Below are 13,864 nucleotides of genomic sequence, written 5' to 3' on the forward strand. Positions count from 1 at the left end.
GCGATCCGGGTCGCGGGCCCGGTGACAGGGGGCCGCGTCGGCCTTACGAGTCCATTCTGTGCCGCCCTCGTCCACTTGTCACCCCCGTGTGATCACTCTTCGCCGTCACCGGTACAACACCGGCCTCGTACACCTCTGGTATCCCGGTGCACGGGCCTCTGGTCGGCCGAGAGACCACGCTCGGTCACCTGTCGTGGTGGATCGGAGGCTCAGAGTGATGCGTGTCCGATTGTGGCCAACCGGGTCACCAGGAACGCCGGGTGAGGGGACCGTCCTGCCGCGGCAGCGATGACAGGAGCAGGGCGGGGGAGGGACGCAGGACCGGATCCGGGGCCAGCGCCGCGCGCACGATGGGCAGGAGCTCGGCCGGCAGACCGATCAGGTCGGCCTCGCCGCGCAGGATCCGCTCCTCGACCGACGCGACGGGTCCGGTGCCGAACGGGTTGCGCCCGGTGGCGGCGTAGGCCGTCACCTGCCCCCAGTTGAACACGTCGGAGGCGGTCGTGGCGGCCCCTCCGCGCAGACGTTCGGGGGAGACCCATCCCGGGGTGCCCCAGATCCGCCCGCAAGAGGGCAGAGAGGCCGCCGAGGCCGCGACGCCGAAGTCCAGGACACGCGGCCCGGAAGGGGAGAGGACGACGTTGCCCGGCTTCAGGTCCCGATGCACGAGCCCGGCCCGGTGGATGTCGGCCAGGGCGGTGACCACACCGGAGGCCAGAGCGATGAGGGCCCCCGCCCGCAACGGGCGTACGTGCTCGACCCGCTCGCGCAGGGTCGGACCGGGGACGTGGAGGGTGGCCAGCCAGGGGATCTCCGCCCGGGGCGCGGCACCCGCGAACCGGGGTACGAAACGGCCGCGCACGCGTCGCAGCGCGGCCACCTCCCGGGCGAAACGTTCACGGAACTCGGGTTCGTCGGCCAGCTCCGGATGCACCGCCTTCACCGACACCGAACGGCCGGTACGAGAGCGACCGAGATAGACGGTCCCCATCCCGCCCGAGCCGAGCCGCCCGAGCAGTCGATAGGGGCCCAGCCTCGTCGGGTCGTGGGCACTCAGGGGGAGGACCTCGGTGGGGTCCTGCGGACGGGGAAAGAGGGAGAGGGGCACTGCGCCGGGACCTCGGGGGCATGAGGGGCCTTGAGCGGACCCATGATGCCGGCCGAACGCGCATCACGCACGGTCGCCCCCCGAACACGGGGGCGCGGGCCCGGGGACGCCGTTGTCCCCGGGGCCGCGGTCGGTGGGAGTCTCAGGCGGGAAGGCCGAGCTCGCGGGCGATCAGCATCTTCTGGACCTCGCTGGTGCCCTCGCCGATCTCCAGGATCTTGGCGTCGCGGTAGAAACGGCCCACGGCGTAGTCGTTCATGAAGCCGTAGCCGCCGAAGACCTGGGTGGCGTCGCGGGCGTTGTCCATGGCGGCGTTGGAGGCGATCAGCTTGGCGATCGCCGCCTCCTTCTTGAAGGGTTCGCCGGCGAGCATCCGAGAGGCCGCGTCGTAGTAGGCCAGACGGGCGCTGTAGGTGCGGGCCTCCATCTCGGCGATCTTGAACTGGATGGCCTGGTAGCGGGCGATGCTGCCGCCGAAGGCCTGGCGTTCGTGGGCGTAGCGGACGCTCTCGTCGACACAGCCCTGGGCCAGACCGACCGACAGCGCCGCGATGGCGATGCGGCCCTCGTCGAGGATGCGCAGGAACTGGGCGTAGCCGCGGCCGCGTTCGCCGACCAGGTTGGCCTCGGGCACACGGCAGTCCTCGAACACCAGCTCGTTGGTGTCGGAGGCGTTCCAGCCGACCTTGGAGTACTTCTGGCCGACGGAGAAACCGGGGGTGCCCTTGGGGACGAGGATCGAGGAGATCTCCGGCCGGCCGTCCTCGCGTTCACCGGTCACGGCGGTCACCGTGACCAGAGCGGTGATGTCGGTCCCGGAGTTGGTGATGAACGACTTGGTCCCGTTGATCACCCACTCGCCGTTCTCCAGACGGGCCGTGGTCTTGGTGGCACCGGCGTCGGAGCCGCCATCGGGTTCGGTCAGCCCGAAGGCGCCCAGGGCCTCGCCGGAGGTGAGCCGGGGCAGGTAGGTCTTCTTCTGCTCCTCGGTACCGAAGCGGTGGAGGGGCATGGCGCCCAGCGACACCCCGGCCTCCAGGGTGATCGCCACGGAGGAGTCCACCCGGGCCAGCTCCTCCAGGGCCAGGCACAGGGCGAAGTAGTCGCCGCCCATGCCGCCGTGCTCCTCGGGGAAGGGCAGCCCGAACAGGCCCATCCGGCCCATCTTGGCGACGATCTCGTAGGGGAAGGCGCCGCGCTCGTAGAAGTCGCCGATCACCGGCGCGACCTCGGTCTGCGCGAAGGTCTCCACCGCGGCCCGCAGATCGGCGTGCTCGGTCGAGAGTTCGTGGCGGTTCATCGCTGCTCCTCGGTGGAGGTGGAAGGGGTGTCGGCCGGGTTCTCGGGTTCGACGGTGACCAGGACGGCGTCCATGGGCACGGAGGAACCGGTGCGGACCGCCACGGAGGCGACGGTCCCGTCGATCGGGGAGGGCACGGAGTGCTCCATCTTCATGGCCTCGACCACCGCCAGGGTGGTTCCGGCGGTGACCGTCTGCCCGACCCGGACCGGTACGTCCAGGACGGTGCCGGGCATGGGGCTGCGGACGGTGCCGTCGGCGGCCGCGTCGTCCTCGCGCAGCGCCGCCGTCACCGGTTCCTCGTGCAGGCTCCAGGCGGCGCCCTCCAGCCCCAGCCACCGGTGGGCGGTGGCGGGGTCGTCGGCGCGGGCGTAGGTGACGGTGGTGTCGGCGTCGGTGATCGTGAGCCGGGTGCCGTCCGCGGAGCGGCGGGCCCCGAGCGCGACCGGCTCCCGGTCGGCCAGGGCGACCAGGTAGCGCCCGGGGGCGCCGTCGCGCCGGACCCGGACGACGACGGCGTCGTGGCCGGGGGCCCGCAGTCTCCACGGGGTCCAGGCGGGGCCGCCCATCCGCCAGCCGTCGGGTACGGCGAACCGGTCGGCGGTGGGGCCGATCTCCAGGTCGAGCTGGTGGTCCAGGGCGGCGGCCATGGCCACGGAGGAGAGGAGGTCGGGGGCCTCCTCGGGCGGGTCGGAGGCGATGAGGTCGGTGCTCAGGTCGCCCGCGATCACCCGGGGGTGGTGCAGGAGCCGGCGCAGGTAGGCGGTGTTGGTCACACAGCCCAGCAGCCGGTAGGAGGCGAGCGCGGCGTCCATCCGGTTCAGGGCCTCGGCCCGGTCCGCGCCCCAGGTGACGACCTTGGCCAGCATCGGGTCGAAGTCGGAGGTGACCGCCCCGCCCCGGGCGATGCCCGAGTCCACCCGCACGTGCGGGCCGGAGGGCTCCTCCAAGAGCAGGATCGGCCCGCCCGAGGGCAGGAAACCGCGGTCGGCGTCCTCGGCGTAGATCCTGGACTCCACCGCGTGCCCCTCCCAGGAGACGTCCTCCTGAGCGAAGGGCAGGGCCTCGCCGTAGGCCACGCGTACCTGGAGTTCCACCAGGTCGACGCCGCGCTCGCCGCGTACGGCGACGACCTCCTCGGTGACCGGGTGCTCCACCTGGAGGCGGGTGTTCATCTCCAGGAAGGAGAAGGACAGGCCTCCGTCGGGGTCGGTCTCGGCGATGAACTCGACGGTGCCCGCGCCCACGTAGCCGCAGGATCGGGCGGCGGCGACGGCGGCCTCGCCCATGGTCCGGCGCTGCCCCTCGGTGAGCAGGGGTGAGGGGGCCTCCTCCACCACCTTCTGGTGTCGGCGTTGCAGGCTGCACTCGCGTTCGCCCAGGTGCAGGACGTGGCCGTGCGCGTCGGCCATGACCTGGACCTCGATGTGGCGGGGCCGCTGGACGAGCTTCTCCACCAGCAGGGTCGCGTCGCCGAAGGAGGCCAGCGCCTCGCGGCGGGCGGCCGCGGCGTCGGCGAGCAGGCCCTCGGGCGCGTACACGGAGCGCATGCCCTTGCCGCCGCCTCCGGCGGAGGGCTTGATGAGCAGCGGGTAGCCGGTCTCCTCGGCCGCGCGAAGGAGTTCGTCGTCGTCCAGGGGCTGTCCGGGTTTCTCGGCGAAGCCGCCCAGGACGGGCACCCCCGCCGCGGCGACGGTGTCCTTGGCGCGGATCTTGTCGCCCATGGCCTCGATGGCCGAGGCGGGCGGGCCGATGAAGACCAGGCCGGAGTCGGTGCACGCGCGGGCGAAGTCGGCGTTCTCCGACAGGAAGCCGTAGCCGGGATGCACGCCGGTGGCCCCGCAGTCCAGGGCCAGGGCGACGATCCCGTCGGCGTCCAGGTAGTGCTCCACCCTCAGAGCGATGTCGGCGGCCAGGGTGTGCGGGGCCTCGGAGTCGGCGTCGGTGTAGACGGTGGCCGGGCTGATGCCCATGCGGCGCAGGGTACGCATGATCCGCAGCGCGATCTCGCCCCGGTTGGCGACCAGGACGCGCGCGACTCCGTGACTCCTCGAGATGGTGCGTGGTGTGGTGGTCAAGGGTTCCTCACATCCGGAAGACGCCGTAGCCCACGGGGTCCAGGGGCGCGTGGCGGGCGGCGGACAGGGCCATGGCGAGCACGTCGCGGGTGTCGACGGGGTCGATGACACCGTCGTCCCACAGGCGGGCGGTGGAGTAGTAGGGGCTCCCCTGCTCCTCGTACTGGTCGCGGATGGGGGCCTTGAAGGCCTCCTCGTCCTCGGCCGACCACTCCTCCCCGCGCGCCTCCTTCTGGTCGCGGCGCACGGTGGACAGCACCGAGGCGGCCTGTTCACCGCCCATCACGGAGATGCGGGCGTTGGGCCACATCCACAGGAAGCGGGGGGAGTAGGCGCGGCCGCACATCGAGTAGTTGCCGGCGCCGAAGGACCCGCCGATCACCACGGTGAACTTGGGGACGCGGGCGCAGGCCACGGCGGTGACCATCTTGGCGCCGTGCTTGGCGATACCACCGGCCTCGTAGTCGCGGCCGACCATGAAGCCGGAGATGTTCTGGAGGAACACCAGCGGGATCGAGCGGCGGTCGCACAGTTCGATGAAGTGGGCGCCCTTGAGCGCGGACTCGGCGAACAGGATGCCGTTGTTGGCGATGATCCCGACCGGGTGGCCGTTGATGTGCGCGAACCCGGTGACCAGGGTGGTCCCGTACTCGGCCTTGAACTCGGCGAACTCGCTGCCGTCGACGATCCGACCGATCACCTCGCGCACGTCGTAGGGGGTGCGGGTGTCGGAGGGGACCACGCCGTAGAGCTCCTCGGGGTCCAGCGCCGGCGGGCGCGGTTCCCGGGTCTCCCAGGCGGGCGGGTCGAGCGGGCCGAGGGTGTCGGCGATGGTCCGGACCCGGGCGAGGGCGTCGGCGTCGTCGTCGGCGAGGTGGTCGGTCACCCCGGAGACGCGCGAGTGCAGGTCGCCGCCGCCCAGTTCCTCCGCGGTGACGACCTCGCCGGTGGCGGCCTTCACCAGGGGCGGGCCGCCCAGGAAGATGGTGCCCTGCTCCCGGACGATGACCGCCTCGTCGCTCATGGCGGGGACGTAGGCGCCGCCCGCCGTGCACGACCCCAGGACCGCGGCGATCTGGGGGATGCCCATCCGGGACATGGTGGCCTGGTTGTAGAAGATGCGGCCGAAGTGCTCCCGATCGGGGAAGACGTCGTCCTGCATGGGGAGGAAGGCGCCGCCGGAGTCGGCGAGGTAGACGCACGGAAGACGGTTGTGCAGCGCCACCTCTTGGGCGCGCAGGTGCTTCTTCACCGTCATCGGGTAGTAGCTGCCGCCCTTGACGGTGGCGTCGTTGGCGACCACCACCATGGGGCGTCCGGCCACGCGCCCGATCCCGGCGATCATCCCGGCGCCCGGCGCGTCGTGGCCGTCCGCGCCGTAGAGGCCGTAGGCGGCCAGCGGGGCGATCTCCAGGAAGGGGGATCCGGGGTCGAGAAGGAGGTCGACGCGGTCTCGGGGGAGGAGTTTGCCGCGCTCGACGTGGCGGATCCGGGTCTTCTCGGGGCCGCCGAGGGCGGCGGTGTCGATCCGTTCCCGCAGCTCCAGCGCGAGGGCGCGGTTCGCGGCGTCGTTGGCGGCGAACGCGGGCCCGGCGGTGTCCACCGCCGAGCCGAGCACAGGTGCCCTGCTCATGGTGTCCTCTCGTGGAGGGATGTTAATGCTCACTAACAAAGGTGATGTTAGTAACTACTAACATGGGTGTCCAGGGTGTGCCGACATCGGACGCCGAACGAGGCCGGACCGGCGAGAGCGCGGGTGAGAGGCGGGTGGACGATGGCCAGGGAGATGGGAAAGCGGAGGACGGCGATCCTGCGGGCGGCGGCCCGCCTCTTCGCGGCGCACGGCTACCGGGGGGTGACCATCGACGACCTCGGGCGCGCGGTCGGTACCACCGGCCCCGCCCTCTACCGTCACTTCCCCGGTAAGGAGGCCCTGCTCGGGGCGGTCCTGGTGGACATCAGCGAACGTCTGGCCGCGCGCGGACGTGCCCTGGTGGCCGAGGCCGACGGGCCTGAGGAGGCGCTGCGGGCCCTGTTGCGGGGCCACATCGAGTTCGCCTTGGACGAGCCCGACCTCATCACCGTCCACGATCGTGAACTGGGCAACCTCACCGAGGAGGACCGGCGTACGGTCCGCCGGCTCCAGCGCGGCTACGTGGAGGAGTGGGTCGGTGTTCTGGAGAAGCTGTGTCCGAACGTTCCCGGGCCCGCGCTCAGGGCGTCGGTGCACGCGGCCTTCGGGCTGCTCAACTCCACGCCGCACAGTCGAGGGGAGCTCTCTCGAGAGGCGATGGCGGACCTGCTCCTGGAGATGGGGGGCGCGGCCCTGCTCTCGGCAGGGGCGACGGTGAGATAGCCCCTCGTTGTACGTGGCTTGACCGGCCTCCGGGTAGATCCGCGCACGAGGCCCCGGACCGGGCGTCCGGGACACGTGCCCAGCTTCCCGAGGAGAGCCTTCATGGTCGACGACCGGTCCGAACCCCAGGACACGACCACCACCAACGCCGGTATTCCGGCCCCCAGCGACGAACACTCCCTGAGCGTGGGGCGGGACGGCCCGCTCCTCCTCCACGACGCCTATCTCATAGAGAAGATGGCGCAGTTCAACCGGGAACGGGTGCCCGAACGCGTGGTGCACGCCAAGGGCAGTGGCGCCTACGGGACCTTCCGGGTGACCGAGGACGTCAGCGCCTACACCTGTGCCGACCTCTTCCAACCCGGCCGCGAGACCCCGATGCTGGCCCGGTTCTCCACGGTGGCGGGGGAGATGGGCAGCCCCGACACCTGGCGCGACCCGCGTGGCTTCGCACTGAAGTTCTACACGCGGGAGGGGAACTACGACATGGTCGGCAACAACACGCCGGTCTTCTTCATGCGGGATCCCCAGAAGTTCCAGGACTTCATCCGCTCTCAGAAGCGTGATCCGCGCACGGGCCTGCGCGACAACACCATGCAGTGGGACTACTGGTCCCTCTCCCCGGAGTCGGCGCACCAGGTCACCTGGCTGATGGGGGATCGAGGTCTTCCGAAGACCTGGCGCCATATGGACGGCTTCAGCTCGCACACCTACCAGTGGATCAACGCCCGGGGCGAGCGTTTCTGGGTCAAGTACCACTTTCAGACCGACCAGGGCAACGACTTCCTCACCCAGGAGGAGTCGGATCGCCTCGCCGGTGAGGACGCGGACCATCACCGTCGCGACCTCTTCGAGGCGATCGAGCGCGGGGAGTACCCGTCCTGGACGCTGCGCATGCAGATCATGCCGGTGGCGGAGGCCGCCGACTACCGGTTCAACCCGTTCGACCTGACGAAGGTGTGGCCGCACGCCGACTATCCACTGATCGAGGTCGGGCGTATGACGCTCGACCACAACCCGGAGAACCACTTCATCCACATCGAGCAGGCCGCCTTCGAACCGGCCAACCTGGTGAGGGGCATCGGCGCCTCGCCGGACAAGATGCTGCTCGGAAGGATCTTCTCCTACCCGGACACCCATCGTTACCGGATCGGGGTCAACTACAACGAGCTGCCGCCCAACCGGCCCCGGGTCCGTGTGCGCTCCTACTCCAAGGACGGGCACATGCGTCACGACGCCCCCGACACCGGGGCGGTCTATCACCCCAATTCCTTCGGCGGGCCCGACGCCGCACGCCAGGAGGGGGAGGAACAGGCCGGCTGGCGCGTGGAGGAAGCCGACCTGGTGAGGGAGGCCTACACCCCGCACCGTGACGACGACGACTTCGTCCAGCCGCGCGCGCTGATCCGCGATGTCATGGACGACGCCGCCCGGGGCAGGTTGGTCTCCAACGTCGTCGGGCACCTGTCGTCCGTCACCGATGACGGGGTGCTCTCGCGTGCCCTGGACTACTGGCGTTCGATCGACGCCGAGACCGGTGAGCGGATCACCAGGGGCGTCCGCGGCGCATGACCGGGACACGTGAAGGGGCGGACGGCCACGGCCGTCCGCCCCTCGTCATCGCGACCCGTCAGGGAAGCAGGCCACCGGTCACGCCCTCGATGGGCTGGGGGAGGTCGCTCGGGACCTCGGCGGGCAGTTCGGCCGGGGCCTCGGCGGGAACGTCGACGGGGGCCTGGCCGACGACGTCCTCCACGGGCTGGGTGACGTCACTCGGGACCTCGGCCGGGATCTCCGCGGGTACCTCCGCCGGCAGCTCGGCCGGGGCCTCGCCCACGATGCCCTCCACGGGCTGGGTGACGTCGGCCGGGACCTCGGCGGGCAGTTCGGCCGGGGCCTCGGCGGGAACGTCGACGGGGGCCTGGCCGACGACGTCCTCCACGGGCTGGGCGACGTCGGCGGGCGCCTCGGCCGGGATCTCCGCGGGTACCTCCGCCGGCAGCTCGGCCGGGGCCTCACCGACGACGTCCTCCACCGGCTGGGCGACGTCGGCGGGCGCCTCGGCCGGGATCTCCGCCGGAGGCCGCTCGGGGGACGGGTCGGCCCCGGCGGCGAACGCCGCCCCGGCACCGAACACGGTCATCCCTCCGGCCAGTACGGTCGTGGCGGCGATCTTGGTGAACGGACGCATACGCGTTCCTTGCCCCTCTCCATGAACACGGGTCGGCACATTCTGTTCGTGCTCGACCACACACAGTCACCTAGTGTTCGGGGTGCGCGACCAAGGGCGGGTTTCGTCGGGTTGAAGTCCCCGTATGCCTTTTCGGGCGAGGACCAATGGGGGTCAAAGTCCCGGAAACGACTCGTGTGGGAGGCAGAGGAAATCCGACCGGACCCGTACGTTCGGCAGGGGCGAAGTGGGTACGCCCCCCGTTCAGGGCCCCTCTAAGGCCCGGGACGTCCCGACCCCGACACGGAGAAGGAGCGGTGAACACATGTCTCGGCCTCGGATCGTGGTGGTAGGAGCGGGTTTCGGTGGACTTCACACCGTTCGCCATCTGGAACGCCGTATCCCGAACGGGGCGGCCGACATCGCGCTGGTCGCTCCGCACGACTACATGCTCTACAGCCCGCTGCTGCCCCAGGTGGCCTCGGGTCTGCTCACCCCCCAATCGGTGGCCATGTCGGTGCACCGGCTCACCCGCAAGACCCGCTTCGTCCCCGGCCACGCCATCGGTGTCGACCCACGGGAACGCGTGGTGGTGGTGCGTCGCCCCACCGGAGAACTGATCCCCTGTCCCTACGACCGTCTGGTCCTGGCGCCGGGCGGGGTCACCCGGGAGTTCGACATCCCCGGCCTCGCCGAGCACGCCTACGGGGCCAAGACCCTGGCCGAGGCGGTCCTGCTCCGCGACCACGTCCTGGCCCAGCTGGAACTGGCGAACGACTCTCGAGACCCGATCGAGCGGGAGGAGCGCTGCCGGTTCGTGGTGGTCGGCGGCGGCTACACGGGGGTGGAGACCGCCGCCTCCCTGATGCGCCTGTGCGAGGAGGCCGCGCGTCGCTATCCGGAACTGCGCTCGGTGATCCGCTGGCATCTGGTCGACATCGCCCCCAAGGTGCTGCCCGAGCTGGGGGACCGGCTCGGCCGTAAGGCCATGGACCTGCTCCGGGGGATGGGCATCGAGGTCAAGCTCAAGGTGAGCGTCCGTGAGGTGAGCGCGGACAAGGTGGTGCTGACCGACGGCCGCTCCCTGCCCTGCCGGACGTTGATCTGGACGGCGGGCGTCTCACCGAGCCCGCTCATGGAGACCCTGGACAAGCCGACGATGCGGGGGCGTCTGGAGGTCGGTACCGACCTCTCCGTTCCGGGGCTGTCGGACGTCTTCGCCCTCGGTGACGCGGCGGCGGTGCCCGACCTGTCGAGCGCCGACAGCGCCTACTGCCCGCCCACGGCCCAGTACGCCGGTCGTCAGGCGGAGGTCGCCGCGCACAACGTGGTCGCCTCGGTCCTGGGCCGACCTCTGCACGAGTTCAAGCACAAGGACATGGGGCTGGTGGTGGACCTGAGCGGTAGGGACGCGTTGGCCCGGGTCCTACGGTTCGATCTGAGCGGACTGCCCGCGTTGGCGGTCACGCGCGGCTACCACGTGGCCTCGGTGCCCTCCACCACGGCGCGGGCGCGGATCGTGGCCAACTGGGGGATCAGGGCGGTCACCGGAGGCGAGGTCTCCCGTCTGGGGTTCGCCGACGGCGGTCGCCCCTCGTCGTTCGTGGCCAAGGAGACGGTCGACTACCTGGACGCGGAGGGCTCGCGTCGGGAGGGCGCCCGGCTGCTCGACAACGAACGGGCCCGTTACGGGGACTGATCGGGAACGTCGGCCCCGGAGGCGTCTTCGGGGCCGGAGGGGGCCCGTCGGCGTAGGTACAGGATGAGGGCGGTCGTCGCGGCGACCAGGAGCAGGGCCGCGGCGATCCGCGCGTTGGAGAGGCTCCCCGGCAGGTCGGCCAGGTAGCGGCGGCTCGCCGATTCGGGGTCGGCCAGGACCGTCACGACGAACGCCGCGGACAGGACCATGGTGATGACGAGCGCCGTGATCCCCGCCGTCCCTCGGAGCCCCAGACGGCGGCGCAGGACCCCGCCGGCCTCGATGATCCGGGTCACCCGGGCCAGGCGCAGTGTCCCCGCGGTCCGGACCAGGCGTAGGACCTGGGCCGGACCGAGGGTGAAGAGGAGCGCGGGCACGGTGAGCACGGCGATGAAGGTGGTCCACCTGTGCGTGCGCAACCACGCGCGTTTGTCCTTCGCCAGGAGGATGAGCAGGATCCACTCGGCCCACAGGGCCAGTCCGGCCGCCCAGTTGACCTGGCGGCCGATCCGGCCCCATATCCCCTCGCCCCACAGATCCAGGAAGATCGCGGGAACGGAGACGGCCGCGCACACCATGACCGGGAGGGCCAGGTGGCGCTCCAGAGCGCTCGAACGGCTGTTCTCGGTGGGGGGCATACGCGAACGTCGATCCTCGGGAGACCCGTGGGGCGGGGGATGTGGCGGAACGGTCAGGAGCGGACGAGACGGGCGATCGCGTCCGATGCCTCGCGGACCTTCTCCTCCGCCTCGTCGCCGCCGTTGGCGACGGCGTGGGCGACACAGTGCTTGAGGTGCTCGTCGAGCATGGACAGCGCGAACGAGCGCAACGCCTTGTTGACCGCCGAGGTCTGGGTGAGGATGTCGATGCAGTACTGGTCGTCCTCGACCATGCGCTGGAGTCCGCGGATCTGGCCCTCGATGCGGCGGAGTCGGTTGATGTGGCTCTGTTTGTCGCTGCTGTAACCGTGGGTCGCCGTCATACCTTCGTTCCCGTGTAGTACCTGCTCAGCTGTCATCAGAATACCCCCTCGTGGTATTGAAGGCCGGGGTTCGGCCTTCTATTCCGCCGCGGGGTCCTGGGGTGAGGGCGATTCGCCCTCAATGGGGTCACAGTAGGAGTTTCCCAGATCGATGGGCCGGTCGCTTCGACATGTCGGACCCCCTCTCCCTTATCGTTGCTCTGGGTAGTCGTTTGGTTTCGATAAGTAACTTGGAGTGCGGATGTCACTACAGACCACGAGGGTCCGTCAGACGGGGGTGGCCATAGTGGCGTCTGTTCTGTTGGCGTCCGGGGCCATCGCCGCGGGGACCACCTTCACCGCCAGGGACGCCGCCGCCCAGCCCGCCACGCCGTACGCCTCCAGCACTTGGGGTCGCCTCACGCTCGACCCCTCGGTCTACGGGGACGGGGCCGTCTCCGGGACCCTGACCGAACTGGAGGTCAGCGGCCAGGGCAATGAATCGTGGGACATCAACACCGGGCCCGGTTCGAACATCTCCAACAATCTGACCTCCGCCACCGGCACCGCCGAGGTGAACGTGCAGAGCGGTCCGGAATCGGGCATGTCCAACGCCAACGGCGCCTTCACCAATCTGGACGTGCCCCTACCGGTCGGTGGGGGAGTGGCCGCCGGCCTGGTCGCCCAAGGGCCCACGCAGCCCGACGGTCAGCACCGTCTCCTCTCCGTCTCCACCTGGAACAACCGGGTGCAGTGCGCCCCGCCCGCCGGGGTCATCATCCAGGACTCCACCACCGCGCCGTTCTTCCTCGGCCGACTGATCAACGCGCCCGCCCCGGACTCCGCGGGCACCGCCGTCACGGAACTCGACTTCCCGGGCGACTACGGGGACGGGATCACCAACGCCCACGTCACCGTGACCATCACCCACGTGTACGAGATCGAGGACCCCTTCATCGGGCGCGCCCGCACCGACTACACGGCGGTCGTCCAAGGTCAGGACGCGAACGGGAACCCCGTGGGGGCACCGGAGACGCTCTTCGACATGACCCTCGGTGACGTGCGCGCCGACTGCAATCAGATCGCCCCCCAGACGCCCGGCCCGGAGCCGACCCCGACTCCGCCCCCGACGCCGTCGCCGACCGAGTCGCCCTCACTGAGTCCGTCTCCTTCACCCAGCCCTTCGCCTTCTCCGAGTCCCTCACCGTCTCCGTCGCCCAGCCCCAGCCCGAGCCCGTCACCCACTCCGTCTCCGAGCCCGAGCCCGTCACCCAGCCCCTCACCTTCGCCTTCGCCGTCTCCGAGTCCTTCGCCCAGCCCCAGCCCGTCCCCGAGTCCCAGCCCGTCTCCGACCGAGTCTCCGAGCCCGAGTCCGACGCCGTCGCCGACCGGGTCGCCGTCTCCGAGCCCGAGTCCCACGCCCTCGCCCAGTCCGTCCCCGAGTCCTTCGCCGTCGCCCACCGGGTCGCCGTCTCCGAGCCCCACCCCGTCGCCGACGGAATCCCCGTCCCCGAGCCCGTCACCGACGGAATCCCCGTCCCCGAGCCCGACCGGGTCGCCCACGCCGAGTCCGGCTCCGACCGAGGAGCCGACGGGTTACCCGACGCCGACGGAGGGGCCGACCGAGGAACCGACGGGCTACCCGACACCGACCGAGGAGCCGACGGAGAAGCCGAAGCCGCCGTCCCACGGGTACGAGCCCACGCTCCCGGTCACCGGCCCCGGAGTGGCGGCGCTGATCATCGGGGGTCTGGCCGCGATCGGAGCGGCCCTGGTCGCGTTCGTGGTCTCCCGTAAACGTTCGGTCTGAATCGGGTGATCCCCGGGCCGGAGCCCTTGCCCCGGCCCGGGGACGCGTCGACGATGACGGTATGAGCGACAGCGCCGAACAGGACATCATGACGACCATTCGCGGTCTGATGGACGAGGAGCACGCGCTCCGCTCCGACCCGGATGGTCTGGATCGAACCTCTCGCGCCCGGATGAAGCAGGTCGAGGAGGCGCTCGACCAGTGCTGGGATCTGCTGCGTCAACGCAGGGCGAAGGACGAGTACGGACAGGACCCGGAGGAGGCGAGGGTCCGCCCGGCCTCCGAGGTCGAGAACTACCGCCAATAGCGTCGAACGCGAAACCGGGAGCCTCCGGCGAGCGTCAACAACGATGAGTGCCGGTCCGAGGGTTCGGGCCGGCAC

The 13,864-nt window shown here is 70.7% G+C and carries 15 protein-coding genes; 4 read left to right on the top strand and 11 right to left on the bottom strand.

Features of this window, described 5'->3' with window-relative positions; all coding sequences use genetic code 11:
* Positions 1 to 244 precede the first annotated feature (244 nt).
* The 4 genes from D451_RS0114890 to D451_RS0114905 form a co-directional block, all read right to left on the bottom strand.
* Complete coding sequence (locus D451_RS0114890) at positions 245 to 1,108, bottom strand: serine/threonine-protein kinase (RefSeq protein WP_014912596.1); 864 nt, start codon at positions 1,106 to 1,108, stop codon at positions 245 to 247.
* Between the two features lie 142 nt (positions 1,109 to 1,250).
* Positions 1,251 to 2,408 carry an acyl-CoA dehydrogenase family protein gene (locus D451_RS0114895; protein WP_017535036.1) on the bottom strand — a complete coding sequence of 386 codons (1,158 nt, stop codon included), beginning with the start codon at positions 2,406 to 2,408 and terminating at the stop codon, positions 1,251 to 1,253.
* Positions 2,405 to 4,486, bottom strand: coding sequence for an acetyl/propionyl/methylcrotonyl-CoA carboxylase subunit alpha (locus tag D451_RS0114900; RefSeq protein ID WP_017535037.1), 2,082 nt, complete (start codon positions 4,484 to 4,486; stop codon positions 2,405 to 2,407). The genes D451_RS0114895 and D451_RS0114900 overlap by 4 nt, the downstream gene beginning before the upstream one ends.
* Before the next feature lie 7 nt (positions 4,487 to 4,493).
* Positions 4,494 to 6,104, bottom strand: a complete 1,611-nt coding sequence (locus D451_RS0114905) for a carboxyl transferase domain-containing protein (protein WP_017535038.1) — start codon at positions 6,102 to 6,104, stop codon at positions 4,494 to 4,496.
* Positions 6,105 to 6,260: 156 nt separating this feature from the next.
* On the opposite strand from D451_RS0114905, the gene D451_RS0114910 reads away from it, so the two are divergent.
* Together D451_RS0114910 and D451_RS0114915 are read left to right on the top strand one after the other, a co-directional pair.
* Positions 6,261 to 6,842, top strand: a complete 582-nt coding sequence (locus tag D451_RS0114910; protein ID WP_017535039.1) for an SACE_7040 family transcriptional regulator — start codon at positions 6,261 to 6,263, stop codon at positions 6,840 to 6,842.
* 102 nt (positions 6,843 to 6,944) lie between these two features.
* Positions 6,945 to 8,414: a catalase gene (locus D451_RS0114915; protein ID WP_017535040.1), complete on the top strand. Its 1,470-nt coding sequence runs from the start codon at positions 6,945 to 6,947 to the stop codon at positions 8,412 to 8,414.
* A 58-nt stretch (positions 8,415 to 8,472) separates the two neighbouring features.
* On the opposite strand, the gene D451_RS26570 is transcribed toward D451_RS0114915, so the two are convergent.
* On the bottom strand, positions 8,473 to 9,033 hold the full coding sequence (locus D451_RS26570) for a hypothetical protein (protein ID WP_017535041.1): 561 nt from the start codon (positions 9,031 to 9,033) through the stop codon (positions 8,473 to 8,475).
* Positions 9,034 to 9,337: 304 nt separating this feature from the next.
* Between D451_RS26570 and D451_RS0114925 the strand changes: the two genes are divergently transcribed.
* Positions 9,338 to 10,711 (top strand): NAD(P)/FAD-dependent oxidoreductase, encoded by a 1,374-nt coding sequence (locus tag D451_RS0114925; RefSeq protein ID WP_014912714.1) that lies wholly within the window; start codon positions 9,338 to 9,340, stop codon positions 10,709 to 10,711.
* On the opposite strand, the gene D451_RS0114930 is transcribed toward D451_RS0114925, so the two are convergent.
* From D451_RS0114930 to D451_RS0114960, 6 genes are all read right to left on the bottom strand, one after another.
* A complete protein-coding gene (locus tag D451_RS0114930) occupies positions 10,699 to 11,349 on the bottom strand; it encodes a hypothetical protein (protein WP_017535042.1) in 651 nt (216 codons plus the stop codon). The two genes, D451_RS0114925 and D451_RS0114930, sit on opposite strands and share 13 nt — an antisense overlap.
* Before the next feature lie 53 nt (positions 11,350 to 11,402).
* Entirely contained in the window at positions 11,403 to 11,693 is a 291-nt protein-coding gene (locus tag D451_RS0114935; RefSeq protein WP_017535043.1) for a metal-sensitive transcriptional regulator, read from the bottom strand.
* 267 nt (positions 11,694 to 11,960) lie between these two features.
* Entirely contained in the window at positions 11,961 to 12,095 is a 135-nt protein-coding gene (locus D451_RS28835) for a hypothetical protein (RefSeq protein WP_275040958.1), read from the bottom strand.
* A 15-nt stretch (positions 12,096 to 12,110) separates the two neighbouring features.
* A complete protein-coding gene (locus D451_RS0114945; protein WP_152472897.1) occupies positions 12,111 to 12,302 on the bottom strand; it encodes a hypothetical protein in 192 nt (63 codons plus the stop codon).
* Positions 12,303 to 12,380: 78 nt separating this feature from the next.
* Positions 12,381 to 12,533 (bottom strand): hypothetical protein, encoded by a 153-nt coding sequence (locus tag D451_RS28080; protein ID WP_017535046.1) that lies wholly within the window; start codon positions 12,531 to 12,533, stop codon positions 12,381 to 12,383.
* A gap of 216 nt (positions 12,534 to 12,749) precedes the next feature.
* Entirely contained in the window at positions 12,750 to 13,235 is a 486-nt protein-coding gene (locus D451_RS0114960) for a hypothetical protein (RefSeq protein ID WP_017535048.1), read from the bottom strand.
* A gap of 308 nt (positions 13,236 to 13,543) precedes the next feature.
* Here D451_RS0114960 and D451_RS0114970 point away from each other — a divergent pair, with 308 nt between their 5' ends.
* A complete protein-coding gene (locus tag D451_RS0114970; protein WP_014911967.1) occupies positions 13,544 to 13,789 on the top strand; it encodes a DUF2630 family protein in 246 nt (81 codons plus the stop codon).
* The last annotated feature ends 75 nt before the right edge of the window (positions 13,790 to 13,864 follow it).

The organism is Nocardiopsis alba DSM 43377, assembly GCF_000341225.1.
In the GTDB taxonomy this organism is placed as follows: Bacteria; Actinomycetota; Actinomycetes; order Streptosporangiales; family Streptosporangiaceae; genus Nocardiopsis; species Nocardiopsis alba.

Excerpts from the sequence above, each read along its gene's own strand:
- D451_RS26570 (WP_017535041.1), bottom strand. The coding sequence starts at position 9,033 with ATGCGTCCGTTCACCAAGATCGCCGCCACGACCGTACTGGCCGGAGGG.
- D451_RS0114895 (WP_017535036.1), bottom strand. The coding sequence starts at position 2,408 with ATGAACCGCCACGAACTCTCGACCGAGCACGCCGATCTGCGGGCCGCG.
- D451_RS0114935 (WP_017535043.1), bottom strand. The coding sequence starts at position 11,693 with ATGACGGCGACCCACGGTTACAGCAGCGACAAACAGAGCCACATCAAC.
- D451_RS0114930 (WP_017535042.1), bottom strand. The coding sequence starts at position 11,349 with ATGCCCCCCACCGAGAACAGCCGTTCGAGCGCTCTGGAGCGCCACCTG.
- D451_RS0114970 (WP_014911967.1), top strand. The coding sequence starts at position 13,544 with ATGAGCGACAGCGCCGAACAGGACATCATGACGACCATTCGCGGTCTG.
- D451_RS0114925 (WP_014912714.1), top strand. The coding sequence starts at position 9,338 with ATGTCTCGGCCTCGGATCGTGGTGGTAGGAGCGGGTTTCGGTGGACTT.
- D451_RS0114910 (WP_017535039.1), top strand. The coding sequence starts at position 6,261 with ATGGCCAGGGAGATGGGAAAGCGGAGGACGGCGATCCTGCGGGCGGCG.
- D451_RS0114915 (WP_017535040.1), top strand. The coding sequence starts at position 6,945 with ATGGTCGACGACCGGTCCGAACCCCAGGACACGACCACCACCAACGCC.